The sequence below is a fragment of the Nonomuraea composti genome (genome assembly GCF_012034275.1).
Lineage (GTDB): Bacteria > Actinomycetota > Actinomycetes > Streptosporangiales > Streptosporangiaceae > Nonomuraea > Nonomuraea composti.
The window spans coordinates 1-14588 of record NZ_JAATEP010000092.1; the positions used below are offsets into that span (position 1 = coordinate 1).

Annotated in this window: 18 protein-coding genes; 7 read left to right on the forward strand and 11 right to left on the reverse strand. The window is 66.8% G+C overall.

All coding sequences use genetic code 11. From position 1 onward, the window contains the following. Positions 1-81 precede the first annotated feature (81 nt). A complete protein-coding gene (locus HCN51_RS55000; RefSeq protein WP_168021755.1) occupies positions 82-384 on the reverse strand; it encodes a hypothetical protein in 303 nt (100 codons plus the stop codon). 108 nt (positions 385-492) lie between these two features. Next, a complete protein-coding gene (locus tag HCN51_RS55005; protein ID WP_168021756.1) occupies positions 493-855 on the reverse strand; it encodes a hypothetical protein in 363 nt (120 codons plus the stop codon). Between the two features lie 413 nt (positions 856-1268). Between HCN51_RS55005 and HCN51_RS62845 the strand changes: the two genes are divergently transcribed. Further along, positions 1269-1349: an ATP-binding cassette domain-containing protein gene (locus HCN51_RS62845; RefSeq protein ID WP_346434165.1), complete on the forward strand. Its 81-nt coding sequence runs from the start codon at positions 1269-1271 to the stop codon at positions 1347-1349. Positions 1350-1394: 45 nt separating this feature from the next. Here the strand turns inward: HCN51_RS62845 and HCN51_RS60900 are convergent, their stop codons facing one another. Continuing rightward, positions 1395-1577, reverse strand: coding sequence for a hypothetical protein (locus HCN51_RS60900; protein ID WP_168021758.1), 183 nt, complete (start codon positions 1575-1577; stop codon positions 1395-1397). Positions 1578-2044: 467 nt separating this feature from the next. On the opposite strand from HCN51_RS60900, the gene HCN51_RS55020 reads away from it, so the two are divergent. Continuing rightward, complete coding sequence (locus tag HCN51_RS55020; RefSeq protein ID WP_206069045.1) at positions 2045-3028, forward strand: AraC-like ligand-binding domain-containing protein; 984 nt, start codon at positions 2045-2047, stop codon at positions 3026-3028. Between the two features lie 844 nt (positions 3029-3872). After that, entirely contained in the window at positions 3873-4298 is a 426-nt protein-coding gene (locus HCN51_RS60905; RefSeq protein WP_277350316.1) for a peptidase inhibitor family I36 protein, read from the forward strand. Between the two features lie 175 nt (positions 4299-4473). Here the strand turns inward: HCN51_RS60905 and HCN51_RS55030 are convergent, their stop codons facing one another. Both HCN51_RS55030 and HCN51_RS55035 read right to left on the reverse strand, forming a co-directional pair. Further along, positions 4474-4653: a hypothetical protein gene (locus tag HCN51_RS55030; RefSeq protein WP_168021759.1), complete on the reverse strand. Its 180-nt coding sequence runs from the start codon at positions 4651-4653 to the stop codon at positions 4474-4476. Between the two features lie 113 nt (positions 4654-4766). Continuing rightward, complete coding sequence (locus tag HCN51_RS55035) at positions 4767-6287, reverse strand: hypothetical protein (protein ID WP_168021760.1); 1521 nt, start codon at positions 6285-6287, stop codon at positions 4767-4769. Between the two features lie 493 nt (positions 6288-6780). On the opposite strand from HCN51_RS55035, the gene HCN51_RS55040 reads away from it, so the two are divergent. The 3 genes from HCN51_RS55040 (at position 6781) to HCN51_RS55050 (ending at position 9021) form a co-directional block, all read left to right on the forward strand. Further along, positions 6781-7152, forward strand: coding sequence for a hypothetical protein (locus tag HCN51_RS55040; protein ID WP_168021761.1), 372 nt, complete (start codon positions 6781-6783; stop codon positions 7150-7152). A 156-nt stretch (positions 7153-7308) separates the two neighbouring features. Next, positions 7309-7824, forward strand: coding sequence for a hypothetical protein (locus HCN51_RS55045; protein WP_168021762.1), 516 nt, complete (start codon positions 7309-7311; stop codon positions 7822-7824). Positions 7825-8469: 645 nt separating this feature from the next. Continuing rightward, complete coding sequence (locus tag HCN51_RS55050) at positions 8470-9021, forward strand: hypothetical protein (protein ID WP_168021763.1); 552 nt, start codon at positions 8470-8472, stop codon at positions 9019-9021. Positions 9022-9278: 257 nt separating this feature from the next. Here HCN51_RS55050 and HCN51_RS55055 read toward each other — a convergent pair whose 3' ends face one another. From HCN51_RS55055 to HCN51_RS55080, 6 genes are all read right to left on the reverse strand, one after another. Further along, the gene (locus tag HCN51_RS55055) at positions 9279-9575 is read right to left on the reverse strand and encodes a hypothetical protein (RefSeq protein ID WP_168021764.1); all 297 of its coding nucleotides are present in this window, start codon (positions 9573-9575) and stop codon (positions 9279-9281) included. A gap of 22 nt (positions 9576-9597) precedes the next feature. Continuing rightward, entirely contained in the window at positions 9598-10026 is a 429-nt protein-coding gene (locus HCN51_RS55060) for a hypothetical protein (RefSeq protein WP_168021765.1), read from the reverse strand. A 283-nt stretch (positions 10027-10309) separates the two neighbouring features. Continuing rightward, positions 10310-10900, reverse strand: a complete 591-nt coding sequence (locus HCN51_RS55065) for a hypothetical protein (protein WP_168021766.1) — start codon at positions 10898-10900, stop codon at positions 10310-10312. A 114-nt stretch (positions 10901-11014) separates the two neighbouring features. Further along, positions 11015-11599, reverse strand: a complete 585-nt coding sequence (locus tag HCN51_RS55070) for a hypothetical protein (RefSeq protein ID WP_168021767.1) — start codon at positions 11597-11599, stop codon at positions 11015-11017. Further along, positions 11596-12102 (reverse strand): hypothetical protein, encoded by a 507-nt coding sequence (locus tag HCN51_RS55075; protein WP_346434164.1) that lies wholly within the window; start codon positions 12100-12102, stop codon positions 11596-11598. The genes HCN51_RS55070 and HCN51_RS55075 overlap by 4 nt, the downstream gene beginning before the upstream one ends. A 234-nt stretch (positions 12103-12336) precedes the next feature. Further along, positions 12337-12846 (reverse strand): 6-pyruvoyl trahydropterin synthase family protein, encoded by a 510-nt coding sequence (locus HCN51_RS55080; protein ID WP_168021768.1) that lies wholly within the window; start codon positions 12844-12846, stop codon positions 12337-12339. Positions 12847-13048: 202 nt separating this feature from the next. On the opposite strand from HCN51_RS55080, the gene HCN51_RS55085 reads away from it, so the two are divergent. Then, positions 13049-14026, forward strand: a complete 978-nt coding sequence (locus tag HCN51_RS55085) for a hypothetical protein (RefSeq protein ID WP_168021769.1) — start codon at positions 13049-13051, stop codon at positions 14024-14026. Positions 14027-14588 lie beyond the last annotated feature (562 nt).

Here is a 14588-nt window from a genome sequence, read left to right on the forward strand (position 1 = left end):
ATGCGGCATTAACCGGCTCAAGGGATACCGAGCGGTGGCCACCCGTTTCGACAAGCTGGCCGTGCGCTACGAAGCGACCGTTCACATCACCGTGATCGATACCTGGCTATGAACCCACCCACTTCTGAAACACGCCCTAGTACCACGCAGCGCGCCGACGGCCGTACCCCGAGCCCGCCACAGGCCAGGGAAGTACGCCGCGGCGACGGTCAGCGCGGTGCCGCGCCGGGGACGCTGGTCCATCGTCACCCATCGCCCGGTGGTGTCGCGGATCTGGAGGCGCAGCGCGGTCTGTTGCGGTACCGGCGAGGTGGTGCACCAGTACTTCAGGGTGGCGGCGATCCCGGCCGGGGTGACGCTGATGCCCTCGCGCAGGATCTCCATGAAACAGGTCGGGTCTAAGACGCGGCCCTTCTTTCCCGCTGGGGTCCTCCTCGCAGCCTGAAGGCGTCGCGAGGAGCGCGGCGGCCATGCAGGCGGCGACCTGTGATCTCACGCCGGATCGTCCGTCTGCCGCTCGTGCCAGTCGGCTGCGCCGTGACGCCGCAACATCAGGACAGCCCATGCAGCCGTGGTGGCGGGGATCACGCCGCACACGATGGCGAGGAAGATGCCACCGAGCACCTGCCCGCCGTCCCATCCGGTGAGCGCCATGACGAGGATCGCGAGGGCCAGTGCTGCTTGAAGTGGCCACATGGGGAGTAGTTGCGGAAAGAGAGTGGGGACAGCTGCGAGGAACAACAGCGAGGCGACGGGGAGAGGGGCGAGGAGAAACGCCCAGTCGTGGTCACGCTCGACGCCGCCGACGATCGGCCACGGGGTCCAGGCAAGCCACGCTGCCACGATGGCGGCCACGAGGGGCAGGCGGGGCGGGATAGGGCGGACGCCGGGCGGCGGTATGCCGACTGTGGACAGGGCTGTCTGGTAGTGCGCGCGTAGCTTGTCAAGCCGAGAGATCCCCACGGGCTGACGTTAGATGCCGCCTGGTGGCTGGTCACTGGCGGGACGGGACACAGTTTTCTGGCGCGCTGGCATCCGGAGGGTCGGACGTTGAGCTGAGTTGCGTGATTGAGGGACCCAGGCTGTTGCGCCTGAGATGGTTCGTCATGTGCCTCTCATCCCTGCGACTCCTGCGCAGGTGCACGGTGTCCGGCGTGGGGCCCTGACCGGCGTGGACAGGTTTGCCTCGGTGTCCCAGGGCACGGCGGTGTCGCAGTTCGACACTCCGGCGATGCGCGGGATGTCCCTGGCGATCAAACAGCGGTGAGGTGATCGCGTTCGTCGGCGAGAACGGCTCCGGCAAGACCACCCTTCCCAAGATCCTGACCGGGCCTGTACGAACCCGATAGCGGCACGGCGTTCTGGGACGACGTCGATCTGGCGGACGTCCACCATCACCCTTGGGCCATGCACACGCCCGCAGTCACGCGTCCGACCCGTTCGTCACGCCAGCCGCTCATCGCGGACGCAGTGGCCTGGCGGGCGAGATCGAGCGACCAGGAAGCCAGCCCGAGGCGGGACGCGATGTCGAGCGCGCGGAGCGGGCCGGGTCCCGTGCGGTACTTCACCACCACCATCACGGCAAGGCTACATCGACTCGCGCGGCGTTGTGATCCTCCCCTCCCACCGCTAGCAGGAGGTATCAGCAGTCGGTATCGGTGCTCTGGTTATGGGGAGCGGCCACCCCTGGGGAGTGGTTGTAGAGGCGATGGGTCATGGTGCGGCTGACGGTGCTGCACCGAGGCCCAGCGGCTTCGTCTGCTTGTGGCTGTGGCGGGGCGGAAGAACTGGTCGTTGGCGTGCTCTCGGGCACGCGGTGGAGGATGAGGGTGGCCTCTGAGAGGGTGTCGTCGAACCGCACGATCACTACGATGACCTTGCCGCGTGGACCTGGATCCTTCACCGCCGTGGCCGGCCGCCGTGCGGGCGGGGCTCGTGGCCACGCGAATGGCGACGTGCGTGGTCATTCAGGCCTTACCCACCAGAGGATCGGACCTGGGGCAGAACTTCAGTGGCCGGCAGCGGCCTGGTGCGTGACGGTTGCATGATGGACGTGATCAGCACCGACAAGGTCGCGCCAGAGGAGCGGTTCGCCTTCTGGCGCGAGGTGAGCTCGAAGGTGTGGGTGCCCTACGACGCGCACTGCGATCCCCACCTGCTACAGCGCTTCCAGGCCCAGGTGGCGATCAGTGAACTGGGCCCGGTGCGGGCGACGCTGCTGACCACGACACCGCACGCGGTGCGGCGCACGCCCAAGCTCATCCGCCAGGCCGATCCCGAGGCGTTCCTGGTGACCTGTACCCTACGCGGCCACGCCATGATGGAACAGGACGGCCGGCAAGCGGATTTCGCCGTGGGAGACCTGGGCCTGTATGACTCCTCACGCCCCTACTTGGCCGGGCTTCTGCCCGCCGCCGAACCGAGCCAGCTGCTGATCCTGCGTTTCCCGCGCTCGTCATTGCCGTTACCGCCGCGCGACCTGCGGGACCTGACGGCGGTCCGGATGCCAGGTGAGCGGGGCATCGGCGCGCTGTCCTCACGGATCCTGCGGCAGCTCGCTCGGCACCTGCCCGAGCTCACTGCCTCGGAGACCTCCCGGCTGTCCGCTCTGGCCGTCGAAGTGCTCACCCTGGCCCTGGCCGGCGCGCTCGACACCGACAGCCTGGTCCCTGCGCGCACCAGGCAGCGGGCGCTGACCGCCCAGATTCACGCCTTCATCCAGGACCATCTGGGCGATCCTCAGCTGACCCCCGGCACGATCGCCGCCGCCCATCACATCTCCCGCAGCCATCTGCACAGGCTGTTTCACCGTCAAGGGCAGACCGTCGCCGGCTATGTCCGCCAACGCCGCCTGGAGCAGTGTCGCCGCGACCTCGCCGACCCCCGCCTGGCCGCCCATCCCATCCACGCCATTGCGGCCCGGTGGGGATTCAGCAGTCCCGCGCACTTCAGCCAGACCTTCCGCGATGCCTATGGGCTGTCGCCCCGTGAATTCCGCCGTCAGAGCGAAACAGGGTACGCAGACTGAACAACTGTGCACGCAGCCGTAAGGACAACCGAAGCGTGGGTCAGCATCCTGTAACTGCGCACCGAGTAATCCCTCTGAGGACAAGCCCTCCATCGAAAGGAGCCATGATGTTCCGACTCCGGCTGGCAGCCGCTGTCCTGGCAGCGCCCCTGCTGCTTCTCGCCAACGTGGCGAGTGCATCAGAGGGCGTCTCCTATCTCCTGGTCGCCGCAGAGTGATCTTGGCTCAGCAGGATGCTGGCTGGGCGGTTGACGAGGCGTGCATCTACCAAGCCGTCACGATCACCGGCCTGGGCCGCGCCCGCTGTCGCGACATCAAGAGGGTCCACCTCGAACACATCGTTGCGGCCATCGTAGTCAACCTTGTCCGCTTGGGCACCTGGTGGAGCGGCCAACCCCCCGGCCCAGAAACGCACCAGCCCTGATCGCCTCGAGTAACCAGCAGAGGTCCCTCAGCAAGGCGAAAGCCCGAGAATGCCCGGCTGGTGCCCTCGGCAAACCTTTTGCCGCTCTGCCATATGCAAGAGACGTGATTCCGGAAAAGCCAAGGGTATCAACAGTCATATATCGGAGGGGCGGTCTCTTTCTACTTACGACGTCAGCCGGGGGCAGCCGTGGAGGAATTCAGCCGCCGGCTTCGCTTCATCTCACAGAGAAGTTGCCGCAACCTATCAGAACAAAGGAGAACCTGCATGACACTGCGACGACGGATCATGATGATCCTGGGTGCCTTTACGCTCTGCATTACAACACTAGGTACGGCCGCGCACGCCGGGTCAAGCGCTACGGTCCCGGGCACGAGAACGAACGCCACCTCCGGGACCGGATCGATATTCGATGCTCCCATGCCCAGCTCGGTGATCACGAGTTGTAATAACTCGACTGGAACAGGATATTGCATATCATACGCTCCGCGCGAGGAAGGGTACATCCCCTGCCCAACGGGATACCTGTGCCTCTATACTGACGTTGACTGGAAAGGTATGCAGGTCCGCTTTCCCGCAGGGAACTGGCACCCCAACCTCAGCTATATCAAGTGCCCAGCGCACGACGGCGACGAGGATTATTACTGCACAACCGAAGAAGATTTCAACGATGAAGTTTCCTCGTGGGCAAACAATGCCACCGGCATTATGTATTGTGTCAACTGGAGTATCAGTGGGGAGCCGGGGGCGCCGTACAACAACGACATGCCGCCGGGCACTCAGGGCTCGTATATCGGCGATTTGTGGAACGACCAGGCCTCGGCATTGTCGAAGCAAGGCTGTTAGCCTCGATCTTTCTCGGCATCGAGCTGGTCGGCTGAGGGTTTCGGCTGAGGTCGATTTCCTCGCTGTGGTCAGCGTTGGTGCCCGGCTGCTGCGGCGCCATCGCGATACCGGCCGCATGGTCCGTGAGCGGGCGCCTTTCAGCCGTGTGGCCCCGCTGATTCCCGCGCTGTAACCGTCAGGATCGGAACCGGCTCCGGCCGGGCCGGGGCGCCCTGCTGATCGGCGAGTTGCCGGCGCGCTCCTCCACTTCGGTGACGTGCTCCAGCACCATGGCGAACTGGCCTTCGGCCTTGACCGGCGGAACGTCGTCGGGCCCGGCGGTGGCCAGCCATCCGGCCAGGCCTGGGACGCGCATGGTGATCGGATCGGACGGAGCTCGCGATCGGGTCAACCAACACGACGACCAACTCGTCGACGGAAAGCCGGAACCCCGGGCCCTGACCATGTGTGGCCGCTGGTGCCTGGTTGCTACCGGTGGGTGTCAAAGAGGAGGAGGCGGCCGGTCTGCCACCTGAGGAGGATACGGCAGGCGAGGTCGACAAGCTTCGGATGCCGTAGCCGCTGGGTCAGGTAGCGGGTCCAAAACGCGGTGATGGTCTGCTGGGCGTGCTCGTGGGCGGGCGCCGGGGTGGGGTAGGGGTCGTCAGGGACGTGACGGCCGTTCACGGGGCAGGTGAGGATGCCGGCGGCGCGGAGCGCGCACAGGCGGTGCTGGCCGTTGGTGATCGCATCGTGGCCGTCGTCCCAGTTGATCGGATCGATCACGAAACTGTCGAGCCATTGCTCGTCTTGCCGGGTGAGCCGGTCGGCCTCGGCTGGGGTGACGGCGTCGCGCCAAGTGCGCTCGGGGCCGACCACAGCGCGGCGGGCAATCTCACCGATGAGTGGCCAGTTGGCCTGATGGTAGCGGCAGGCGGCGAAGTCCTGCGCGTCCAGCTGAGTGAAGAGCTCGGCGTGCGCGGCTTGGGAGGCGCTGTCACCGTTCTTATCGCGGGGGTAGCCGCGGGCCAGGCGTTCGGCAGCGGACGCGTGCGCGCATTTGAACAGGCCGTGGGGCCAGGGCAGGCTCGACAGCGGTACCAGCCGTACCCTGTTGACGCCGTGCAGCAGGCGGCGGCGCTCGACCGGGTCGGTCTGCCGCTGAGGGTAGAGGGCGGCTTCGTCGGCGGGCAGGTGCACGTCCTGGCGCAGCCGCTCGCGCTGCAGCCGTGCGGCCTGGTCCTCGGCCGGGGTGAACGGCCGGCTGGCGGGCACCTTGGGGTCAAAGGGCGGCCCGTCGCCATCGAGATCGAAGCTGCCCTCGAAGGCGGCCCGCTCGGGGTTGACGTAGGCCAGAACCCGTATCGGGGAATCGGCGGCCAGCAGCAGCATGTCGTGCGCACTGCGCAGCCTGACCAGCAGGAGCCCCTGGCCGTGCCAGGCGGGGTAGGCGGTCAGGTGGCCGGCGTGCTCGGGGTCGAGGACCTCGATCCATTGAACGCGGGCGAAGCCTTCGTCCGGGCTGCGGTCGGCGGCCGGGTGGCGGGCCGCGATGGCCTCCAGATAGTCGCCGGGGCGCAGCGCGTGCGCGGGCATGGTCATCGTGGTGGCCATGCGGCCTGGGCGGCCGGCCTGGCCGATGGGCGGCTGCGCGGCGGGGGCAGCCGGAAGCCGCCGGACGTCGGTGATGACGTGCGCTCGGGTGAAGAACGGGGCAGGCAGGGACGGCCACCACGGGACGATCTGCTCGTGGTGCTCGCGATCGGCGTCGACCTGAGTCAGGACCTGGTGATCGCCGCAATGCAACAGCAGCGGGCCGGGCAGGCCGTGGCAGAAGGCGGCCACGGGCCCTCGCCCGTTGAAGCCTCGGGTCCGGACCACGCCGTCGGAGGGCAGGACCTCAACGCGCTCGGCCCGGGCGTAGAAGGCCGACCTCTCGATCCGGAAGGGACTGTGCTGATCAAAGATGACCCGGAGATAGTCACCGGGCGTCAGGGCGTGGGCGTCCATGCGGGGACGGGAGATGTGATCAGGCATCCGAGCGGCTCCGATGGATCGGCTGGGCGTCGTGGGCAGGGAAAGTCTCTGGGCTGCGGCGGGGAATGCTGTGCGAATCTACAGATCACGGACGGCGCCAGTGACGGGTACGGACGGGCGGCTTCCATGCGCTCCGGGACGTGGCCACCCTCGGACAATAACCGGTGGCGGACCGTGATCCTCTGCGGATGCGCGAAGACAGTCAGCTGTGGCGGCGGTGGATGTCAACTCCGGCTCAGCGGCGAGGCTCCGTACAACGGCTCCCCGCGCGTGATGGCTGGCCAGCCCGCTCAGCGCCCGTGTATACCTGTTCTTGACACTCAGAAAGGATGACAGTCAAGTGACAGTCCGGTCTGCGCTTGCGGGCGCCTTAACCGTCGCGTTAATCGGTACGTTGACCGTCCTCGGCACACCTGCGGTCGCCTCCGCCCATCCGTGCGGCGCCGGGTACACACTGCGGGAGACGATGCTCATCGACCAGCTCGACACGTTCGGCACCAGGGACCGGAGCAGGCCGGTCTCGTCGATCGGCACGATCAAGACATACAGTCGCGGAAGCGCGAAATGCGTGTTCCTCACCATCAACCGCTCCTTCAAACGGATCTCCGAGGTCACGCAGCTCACGGTGTATCTCAACGCGGACAGCAGCCCGGACGGCCTCAAGAAGTTCATCGCGCGCCCGAAGGACTGGAAGGGGCGAACGTCGCCGTCTCTCGGCCCCGTCAGGTCGACCGTCAAGGGAGGGTGCGCGCACGTGACGGCCGACGTCTGGCTGGACAAGTCCGCCACCACGGGTACCCGCTATGGATCTCGGAAGGTCATAAGCGAGTGCTTCTAGGGCCGGCGGCGCGCTGGCCCGAACGCGCCTTCGCGCGGGTGCCGCAACGACCGGGCAGTGGTGGAGGCCGTGCTGCGGGAGCGGTGGACAGGGGATTTCGTGCAGAGACTGGGGTCGCGCGACCGTGCTGCCTGATCGAGTGACGGGAAACACGTGATGGATCGGGACCCGTCGCCGGCCGGCCGCCGCTCCGAGATGACGGACTACATGGCGCGCTACGCCGATGCCGCCCTCAGGATGATTCCGGCCCTGGCCGGGTTGAGCGAAGACCACCAGGCGATCGCGAACCTGGCGCGGTTGCCCGCCGAGGACCTGGGAAACGCAGTGCCTGCTCTGGCTGCACTGTATGAGGCGGTGACGAGACCGCCCCATGATCGAATGCCGCCGCATGGCCTGGTGTTCTCCGCCATCAGGCAGATGCCCGTGCCTGAGCGGGCCTACATCTACATCGCCGGTGTTCTCCAGGAGGCCTCGACCACGCGTCTTGCGCAGCTTGCCGCCGAGGTGCGGACGCTCACCGGTACGAAAGATGACTCGCACGCTTCCCGGCGGGAAGCCAGCACACTGCGCACCCGCACGACGACGCAGGACCACGCCGCGCCATCGAACAAACCCGCACCGCCTCAGGCTGGTCACCCGGCGGTCCCTGTTGTCAGCGCACGGACGCGCTGATGCCCCCTTCCCGGTGGCCGGGCAGTGCGCGACCGCCACGAAATCTTGCCGATGCCGGTCCAAGGGTGTCCTTGGCCGTCCGGACCAGGAGCCACACCTGATGGGCAAGCCCAACCCGCAGCAGCGTCGCGCGAAGAAGGCGGCACGCCGTAAGCAGCGACGTGCCGGCCGCCCCATGAACGCGCAGTGGTCGGGCCAGCAGCAGAGCGCCTCACCGACGCTGTTGCGTGCGCCCGAGCCCACCTTGGCCGATCTCGGCTGGCAGCCCCCCGTGTGCCGGCTGGTCCCGTTCGACAAGCCCTGGACACTGGAGCAACTGGCGCTCCGGCACGGGATAGCCGACGACGACCATGTCTCCGTCAATGGCCAACAGTGGACTGCCGAAGAGTTCCGCGCGGTGAAGTGGATCCCGCAACTGTGCGACGACGCAGTTGATCAGGCCTGCGATGACATCGTCGCCCGCTACGGCGATGAGATCCCCGCCGATCTTCGCTGCTGGACATCAGCGCGCTGTCCTTCATCGGCGTCACCACCTGGAACGAGTACGGCATCGGGGCTCGTGCTGAGCACGTCACGGCTCTCGTTCAGACTTCCGGCCTGCGCGAAGCGCTCGGCCTTTTGCACCGCGACGGCTGGATCGTCCCCATGGCGGACGGGTTTCTCGACGCCCCTCGCCTGTTCCTGCACCGCGTGCCGCCCGCGCCGCCGTACGCCCGCCGCTGGCCCACCGCCAGCCGTCTCCATACGCGGTTCCGGCTCGATCCACTGCCCGCCGACCAGGTTCTCAGCCTGGAGGAGCTGCTGTATGCCTGCCAGTTCCTGTGGACTCGCCACGGCCTCTACCCGGTCACCGGCGTGACCTGGACGCCTGAGCAGCTTGGTCGCCATCCGTGGCTGCAAGCAGAGGCGGATGAGCCCGACCCGCTGATGGTCGAGGAGTATGAGTGCATCCTGGCCCGCCACGGCGACAAGATCCCCGCGGACGATGCGATCTTGGACCTCGCGGCCACCGTCTCGCCCACCATCGTGACCGGCAACTTCGACGTCGTCGACGACGAGCAACTCGTGGCGGCCTTCGCCCAAACCGACAACCTCCGCCAGGCCCTGGCAGCCCTGCATCGGGGCGGCCAGCTCATCCCCCTGGCCAACGGTGTGCTCCTGGCACCCGGACTCACTCAGATCATTGAAGAAGGTTGAGGAGCAGAAGGACTTCGCCGACGCCCTGGAGATCGGTTCCATCATCCGCGGCACTGGCCATGCTTCGTGGCCTTCATCCCCTTGCGCAGGCGGACGTCGTGGCCGGCGACGACGGCGCCCGGACCGGGCGTGCGCGCGAGCAGCACTCATGCTGCACTGCGACAAGGTGCTCCCCTGCAGCCGCCCGACGAGCGTCCCCCAGGCGATCCACCCCGCCTTCCCGCAGTTCAGCGTGCCTGTCCGCGGCGCGCGTCCGATCAGCCGCCGAGGTAGACGCGGTGCACCCAGTCCGCTGCTGCTTCCGTATCCTCTCGCGGGATCTCGCGGGTGCGATGCAGAGGCCGGGTGAACCAGAAGGATCGCCAGCCCGTGCAAGGGCGGATCACCCAGGCGCCGCGCTCCCACCGCTGCCGGGCGCCCCCGCTCACGTACGGCACCGACCGCACCGCTTGCGGCACGTCGCGCAGGCGGTCGATATACCGGCGAGCGCGGGGCAGCCGGTGCTCGCCGGCCGTGTGGACGACGGCGTAGCGGCGGGCCGGCGGAAGCAGCACGTGCCAGATGGTGATGGCCTGGTCAGCAGTCCGCCGCAGCCACCGCGAGATTCCCGCTGAACGTCGAGAAGTCAAAGGGCGTCCCCTTCAGCGCTCCGGTGGCGCGGGCCTCGACGCGCCACACGCCTCGCTCGCACGTCACCGTGACCGCATCGTAGTCCGTCCGGCGCGTGCCGGGAATGCGGTCGCTTGTTCGCCGGTCACTGGCCGGCGCGAAAGCGCCGTTGGTGTTCCGCTTGGCCAGCCAGTACTCCAAGTGGTGCACCTCGGGCCGTTCGTCGCAGATGGCGTAGACGCGGCCCCTGATGCGGCCGCCCTCCACGCTCGGTGCCTCCTGGGGAGGGAATCTGATGTCGCAGCTCTTGGTGGCTCCGCCGTAGCCACAGCCGCCCGTCGTCAGCGACGCGAGGAGCGCGGCCGCGGCGAGCGGCCGCCGTGGGAAGCCCAGCATGGTTGCCTCCGTTGTCTTCTCTAATGGAAGACCTGCACCGAAGGGTTGCCCAGGCCCCAAGGCATAGTCCGGCGTTCGCACAGGCGCACGTGGCAGCCGAGACAGGGCGGCAGGGGCTGGCGCGCGGCCGGACCTTCGCTGATGCGATGAGCCGAAACGCTTGCGGATCAGGTTGACAGTTCGGCGCGGAAGAGCCCCGTGGCCGGTGCGGCTCGTGGGTGGCCCGCCGCAGTGCAGGTGCAGGATCCGTCGACAGGGCCGGCGGTCGCTCGCGTCCGAGCTTTCATGACCTGTAGGGATCGTCATCGTCATCCGGCGGCGCCAGCCATCGTTCCAGCCACGCGATGTCCAGCAGATGATGAGGTCGGACACCTTTGGGCAACTCGGGGGTCTCACGAGAGAGGGGCTCAGCGCCCTGCGCTGTCCTCGCGGCCAGGATCAGGCGCATCGCGGCGGCGTGGCGTCCGGCGAGGGATCGCGGGCCGGGGCCGGCGTCACCCAGTCCCGACAGATACAGCTTCGCCAACGGGGACAGCACGATGGCGTGCCTGGTCAGGTGCGCCAGCATGACGTCGTCGCCGGGCAGGGCATCGTGGGCGGGATCAGTGCGCGCTGGCCATGGCACACACAGCTCGTCCAAGAGCCGAGCCACGATGCTGATGTGCTCCTCATCCGAGGGGCGGTAGGGCCGCATGACCCACCGGGGGGATCGGTCACCGCTCTGGCGCTCCTCACGATGGGTGCTCATCATCACCTTCAGCACGTCGTGAAGAGTGATGACTCGCGCCAGGGGATCATCGGGCTTCACCGTGGTGCGCGGGATCAGCACATGGTGGTAAAGGGGGATGCGAAGCTCGGCCGGATGGGTCAGCATCGTCCCGCACCCACGCCTGCGGATCAACGAGGTCGACGCTCCTCCCAGCGTTCTCCCAGTCACGATCGGCGAAGACCTGTCGGATGCCACGGTCGATGTCACGATGGCACACCGTCAGCTCCCGCGGGGCCCGAGCAAGAGCCGCCGGGGACATGCGGATGGTTCGAACGTCGATCGCGGTGATGGCGTCGATGAGAGCCTGAGGGACGGGCGGCAGAAACAGGTGTGGTTGAGTGCCTGTTCCACAACCTCCATGTTTTGCCTGGTGAAGGCCACTTCATGAGGCTTCGACTCGCTGTCGGTCTCGATGCGCGAGCCGTTCGGCGGACCGTCACTGTGGCGCTGCTCAGAACGGCTCACGCCAAGATCGCGGTCCGGCACAGCCTTAGCGTTACGTCCAGGCGTCACACCGTGACGCTTACAGAACGCTAAGCTCCCGGCCTGGTCCAAGCCCTTTCGTTGATCGGAAGTTGTGGAACGGGCACTCAGGGGTGGCGGCGTGCGGCGATGAGTTCGGCGAGCTTGTCGCTGCCGGGTGGAATCGTCGTCGCAGGGCAGGCCGAGCGCGTCGAACAGGTGCCGGGCGTGCCAGACCGCTCGCGCGCGCGGGTCGTCCTCGGTGAGCTCCTCCACCACCTCGGTGGCGTCGGCGATGCTGGTGACGGGCACCTCGAACAGCGGTAGTTGCTCGTAGGTCATCGGCCTCTCTCATTCCCCCACAGATCGATGTGCAGGCGCGGGGTGAAGTTCAAGCGCAGCTCCAGGGCGCGCGGCGCGACGCGGGCCGAGACCTTGCTGAGGGCTTCGCGGGTCCGCCCCTCCGGCATGATCCACACGCTCTGCTGGGGAATGCCGTGGACGACGGCGATGCGTGCGGCGGCCTCGACATCGTCAGGGCCCCTGCACACGAACTTGAAGTCCGCTTTGCCGCTGAGGGCGAGCAGGCTGAGCGCGGCCGGCACGATGCGCCGCTCAGCCGGGACCTCCGAGTGGGCCAGCTTGGGTGAGACGTTGAAACGCGTCACGACGTCCAAGGTGTGAGTGTCGGGCAGCACGGTGCCGTTGGTCTCCACCTCGATGCGGCGGCCGCGGGCGGCCAACGCGTCCAGCAGCGTGGTCCAGCCGGGCTGGCTCTGATGCAGCAGCGGCTCGCCGCCGGTGATGACGACCATTGGCGTGTCGTGGGAATCGAGCGCGGCCACGATGTCGGCAACGGGGGTGCGGGTGAGCTCTGCGCGCAGGTCGTGGCTGGCGGCGTCCCACGTGTAGGGGGCGTCGCAAAAATGAGCATGTCAGGTTGCAGCCGCCCAGCCGGACGAACGACGCGAGCTGGCCGAGGGAGCGTCCCTCACCCTGCCAGGTAGCCCCGAAGACCTCTGCCACGACCAGGGTGTCCGCGGTCGCGACGTCCGGGCCGGCGTGCCGGGCGGGAGCGCTCACGCGACGTCCTTGACGGCCATGCGCGGCAGCCGCCCCTGCATGGGTTCGCGCCCGGGAGCGGGCGGATACCAGTCAGCAGCGTTGGTGGCGGTCTCCTGCACGGTGACGTGCGCGATGTGCGCGTCTGCGGGCATGTCGTCGATCAGGGCGAGCCAGCGGCCGGCTTGGTCGGCGAGGAGCGCGGCGACGGCTTCGACGGTGGGCCAGTCGGCGCCGTCCCAGTCGACCCCGAACGTGTACACCTTGCAGCGGGCGGTGGTGAAGGCGGGCAGTAGCGGGTCGCGGTGGCCGAGCATGACGCCGTGGTCGAGGTAGACGTCGATCCAGTTGCGCATGACGGCCTTGAAGTCGCCGAACTCGACGACCGTGTGCCGGTCGGTGAGGCGCGACGCGGCGATGGTGATCTCGGTGTGCCAGGAGTGGCCGTGGAGGTTGACGCACTTGCCGCCCAGGTGAGGCAGGCGGTGGGCGGTCTCGAAGTTGTGCTTCAGGGTGACGGAGTGCATGCGGGGCTGGATCGCAAGGTTCTAGGCTTAAGGTCGCTTCCTGCTGTCGCCTTCTCGGCTGGGGAGGGAGGTGCGAGCGTCTGCTTGGTTGAGAGATTGGCGGGACACAGCCTGCCGCGCCTGAGATGGTCGTCATGTGCCTCTCATCCCTCCGACTCCTGCACAGGTGCAGGGACGGCGACCTCGCTACATGCGAGGTGTCATGCGCGCGTTGCGAGTAGGCGTTGCCCGTTTTGGACCGTTTGTTGCCGTGCGGCGGCTTCTGGGCATCTCAACCATTCTGGTCTTATTTTCCGCTGGCGCGCTGGCAATGGTTGCCTATGGTGAATACGAGGATGGGAACCGCCCTTTCCCTCCGTTTCCAGACCCGGGCTCCATAGAAATTTGGCCAAACGATCCCCGTCAGGCTATCAATGTGTATCTCGACTTCAGACCAAGCATTCATACTTCAAATCTCGACATTTTGGTGGCGCCAGTACCTGAGAACGCTGGTGTGTGCTCCGGAGCACGGGTCGTGGTTGTGAACTCGTATCTGCGGGACGTGCGTTCAAACGGCCGATCACTGTGGACAGAGACTGACCAGCCTTATGAGTTCGAACTGCCCTGCGAGCCAGGCCACGGCTTCAGCTTGAAGGTGACGCTGTCTGAGACAATGTTGAAGACGTCTGGCGCAATTACCGTAGTGTCGCTGCCCCAAGTCCTTGTGGCCTCATTGGAGGCACCAGCAAGCTCCGCAAGTACTATCTTGTGGACGGTGCAATCTGCATACCCCGGCGATCTGAAGCCTGAGACGGTTTCGAAGACCTATGAGCCCCCCGGGCTTCAGTGGCGCACCCTAATCAGCGAGTACGATTGGCGTTATGACGCCCCCTACGGGATATTCACCTCACTGTCGGCAGAAAAGGCCGCTGACCGCTCAACGTTCTGGTCGGGTCTTATGGCGGGAGCCGCAGTGTCTTTGCTGGCATGGGCTGGCCAGCTGGTGGTCGATCGCCGCCAGGTTCGCCGGCAGGCGCAGCAGCGCCAGCGCGAAGTGTCGCCGGAGGTGCTTGCAGGGATGGTGGGGGACGTGGTGGCGGGTCGCGTTCTTGCGAGTTTGGAGGAGCGGGATCAGATGAGGAAAGCCGCCGAGAACCGCGGGTTGTGGCGGAGCTTCCTTAGGCTGTTGGGATCACGATGACGATGGGTTTCACGGGACATGCTGCGTAAGCTTGTCATTTAAGTTCCGATCTTCGCTTAGGGGGAGATTTCTGGCGGTGTGGGCTCTGATTCGTTCCCTTCGATAGCAGGCCCCCATAGCCCCTGCTGTTTCAGGAGCCTCTTGGCTGCGTGCTGGGTGCGTTGCGTCGCCGCGGTCGAACCTGTGGCGATCTTGCGGAGTTGGCCGGCAAACAGTTCGACCTCTTGCGCCGTCATCCAGTGGAGGGCTTGGGAGATCCAGTGGTCCGACCAGGCGCGCAGCCCGGCGTCGATGACAGTGCGCAGAGGTTCGGCAAGGTCCGGGTCGTCGGGTTCAAGTCTCGTCCGAGCTTGGGATTCGATCTCTTGGCGGGGTTCGACCAAAGGAAGCAGCCAGATCGCGGCGTGCGCGAGCGGAACCGCCGAGTGATTGGGCGGTGCTGGAGTATTGCGGCCACCTGCGCGACTGTACTGAAATCACGGTCATCTGCACCATCGCAGCCAGCTCAGGACAACCCCATCCTGCTGCGGACACCTGACTTCGCTGGCGCTACCCCGGCCAC

What these genes read in the sequence shown, in the direction of transcription:
- HCN51_RS55000 (WP_168021755.1), bottom strand. Translation starts at nt 384, where the DNA reads ATGGAGATCCTGCGCGAGGGCATCAGCGTCACCCCGGCCGGGATCGCC.
- HCN51_RS60900 (WP_168021758.1), bottom strand. Translation starts at nt 1,577, where the DNA reads ATGGTGGTGGTGAAGTACCGCACGGGACCCGGCCCGCTCCGCGCGCTC.
- HCN51_RS55020 (WP_206069045.1), top strand. Translation starts at nt 2,045, where the DNA reads ATGATGGACGTGATCAGCACCGACAAGGTCGCGCCAGAGGAGCGGTTC.
- HCN51_RS60905 (WP_277350316.1), top strand. Translation starts at nt 3,873, where the DNA reads ATGCCCAGCTCGGTGATCACGAGTTGTAATAACTCGACTGGAACAGGA.
- HCN51_RS55030 (WP_168021759.1), bottom strand. Translation starts at nt 4,653, where the DNA reads ATGCGCGTCCCAGGCCTGGCCGGATGGCTGGCCACCGCCGGGCCCGAC.
- HCN51_RS55035 (WP_168021760.1), bottom strand. Translation starts at nt 6,287, where the DNA reads ATGGACGCCCACGCCCTGACGCCCGGTGACTATCTCCGGGTCATCTTT.
- HCN51_RS55040 (WP_168021761.1), top strand. Translation starts at nt 6,781, where the DNA reads ATGCTCATCGACCAGCTCGACACGTTCGGCACCAGGGACCGGAGCAGG.
- HCN51_RS55045 (WP_168021762.1), top strand. Translation starts at nt 7,309, where the DNA reads ATGGATCGGGACCCGTCGCCGGCCGGCCGCCGCTCCGAGATGACGGAC.
- HCN51_RS55050 (WP_168021763.1), top strand. Translation starts at nt 8,470, where the DNA reads ATGGCGGACGGGTTTCTCGACGCCCCTCGCCTGTTCCTGCACCGCGTG.
- HCN51_RS55060 (WP_168021765.1), bottom strand. Translation starts at nt 10,026, where the DNA reads ATGCTGGGCTTCCCACGGCGGCCGCTCGCCGCGGCCGCGCTCCTCGCG.
- HCN51_RS55065 (WP_168021766.1), bottom strand. Translation starts at nt 10,900, where the DNA reads ATGCTGACCCATCCGGCCGAGCTTCGCATCCCCCTTTACCACCATGTG.
- HCN51_RS55070 (WP_168021767.1), bottom strand. Translation starts at nt 11,599, where the DNA reads ATGACCTACGAGCAACTACCGCTGTTCGAGGTGCCCGTCACCAGCATC.
- HCN51_RS55080 (WP_168021768.1), bottom strand. Translation starts at nt 12,846, where the DNA reads ATGCACTCCGTCACCCTGAAGCACAACTTCGAGACCGCCCACCGCCTG.
- HCN51_RS55085 (WP_168021769.1), top strand. Translation starts at nt 13,049, where the DNA reads ATGCGCGCGTTGCGAGTAGGCGTTGCCCGTTTTGGACCGTTTGTTGCC.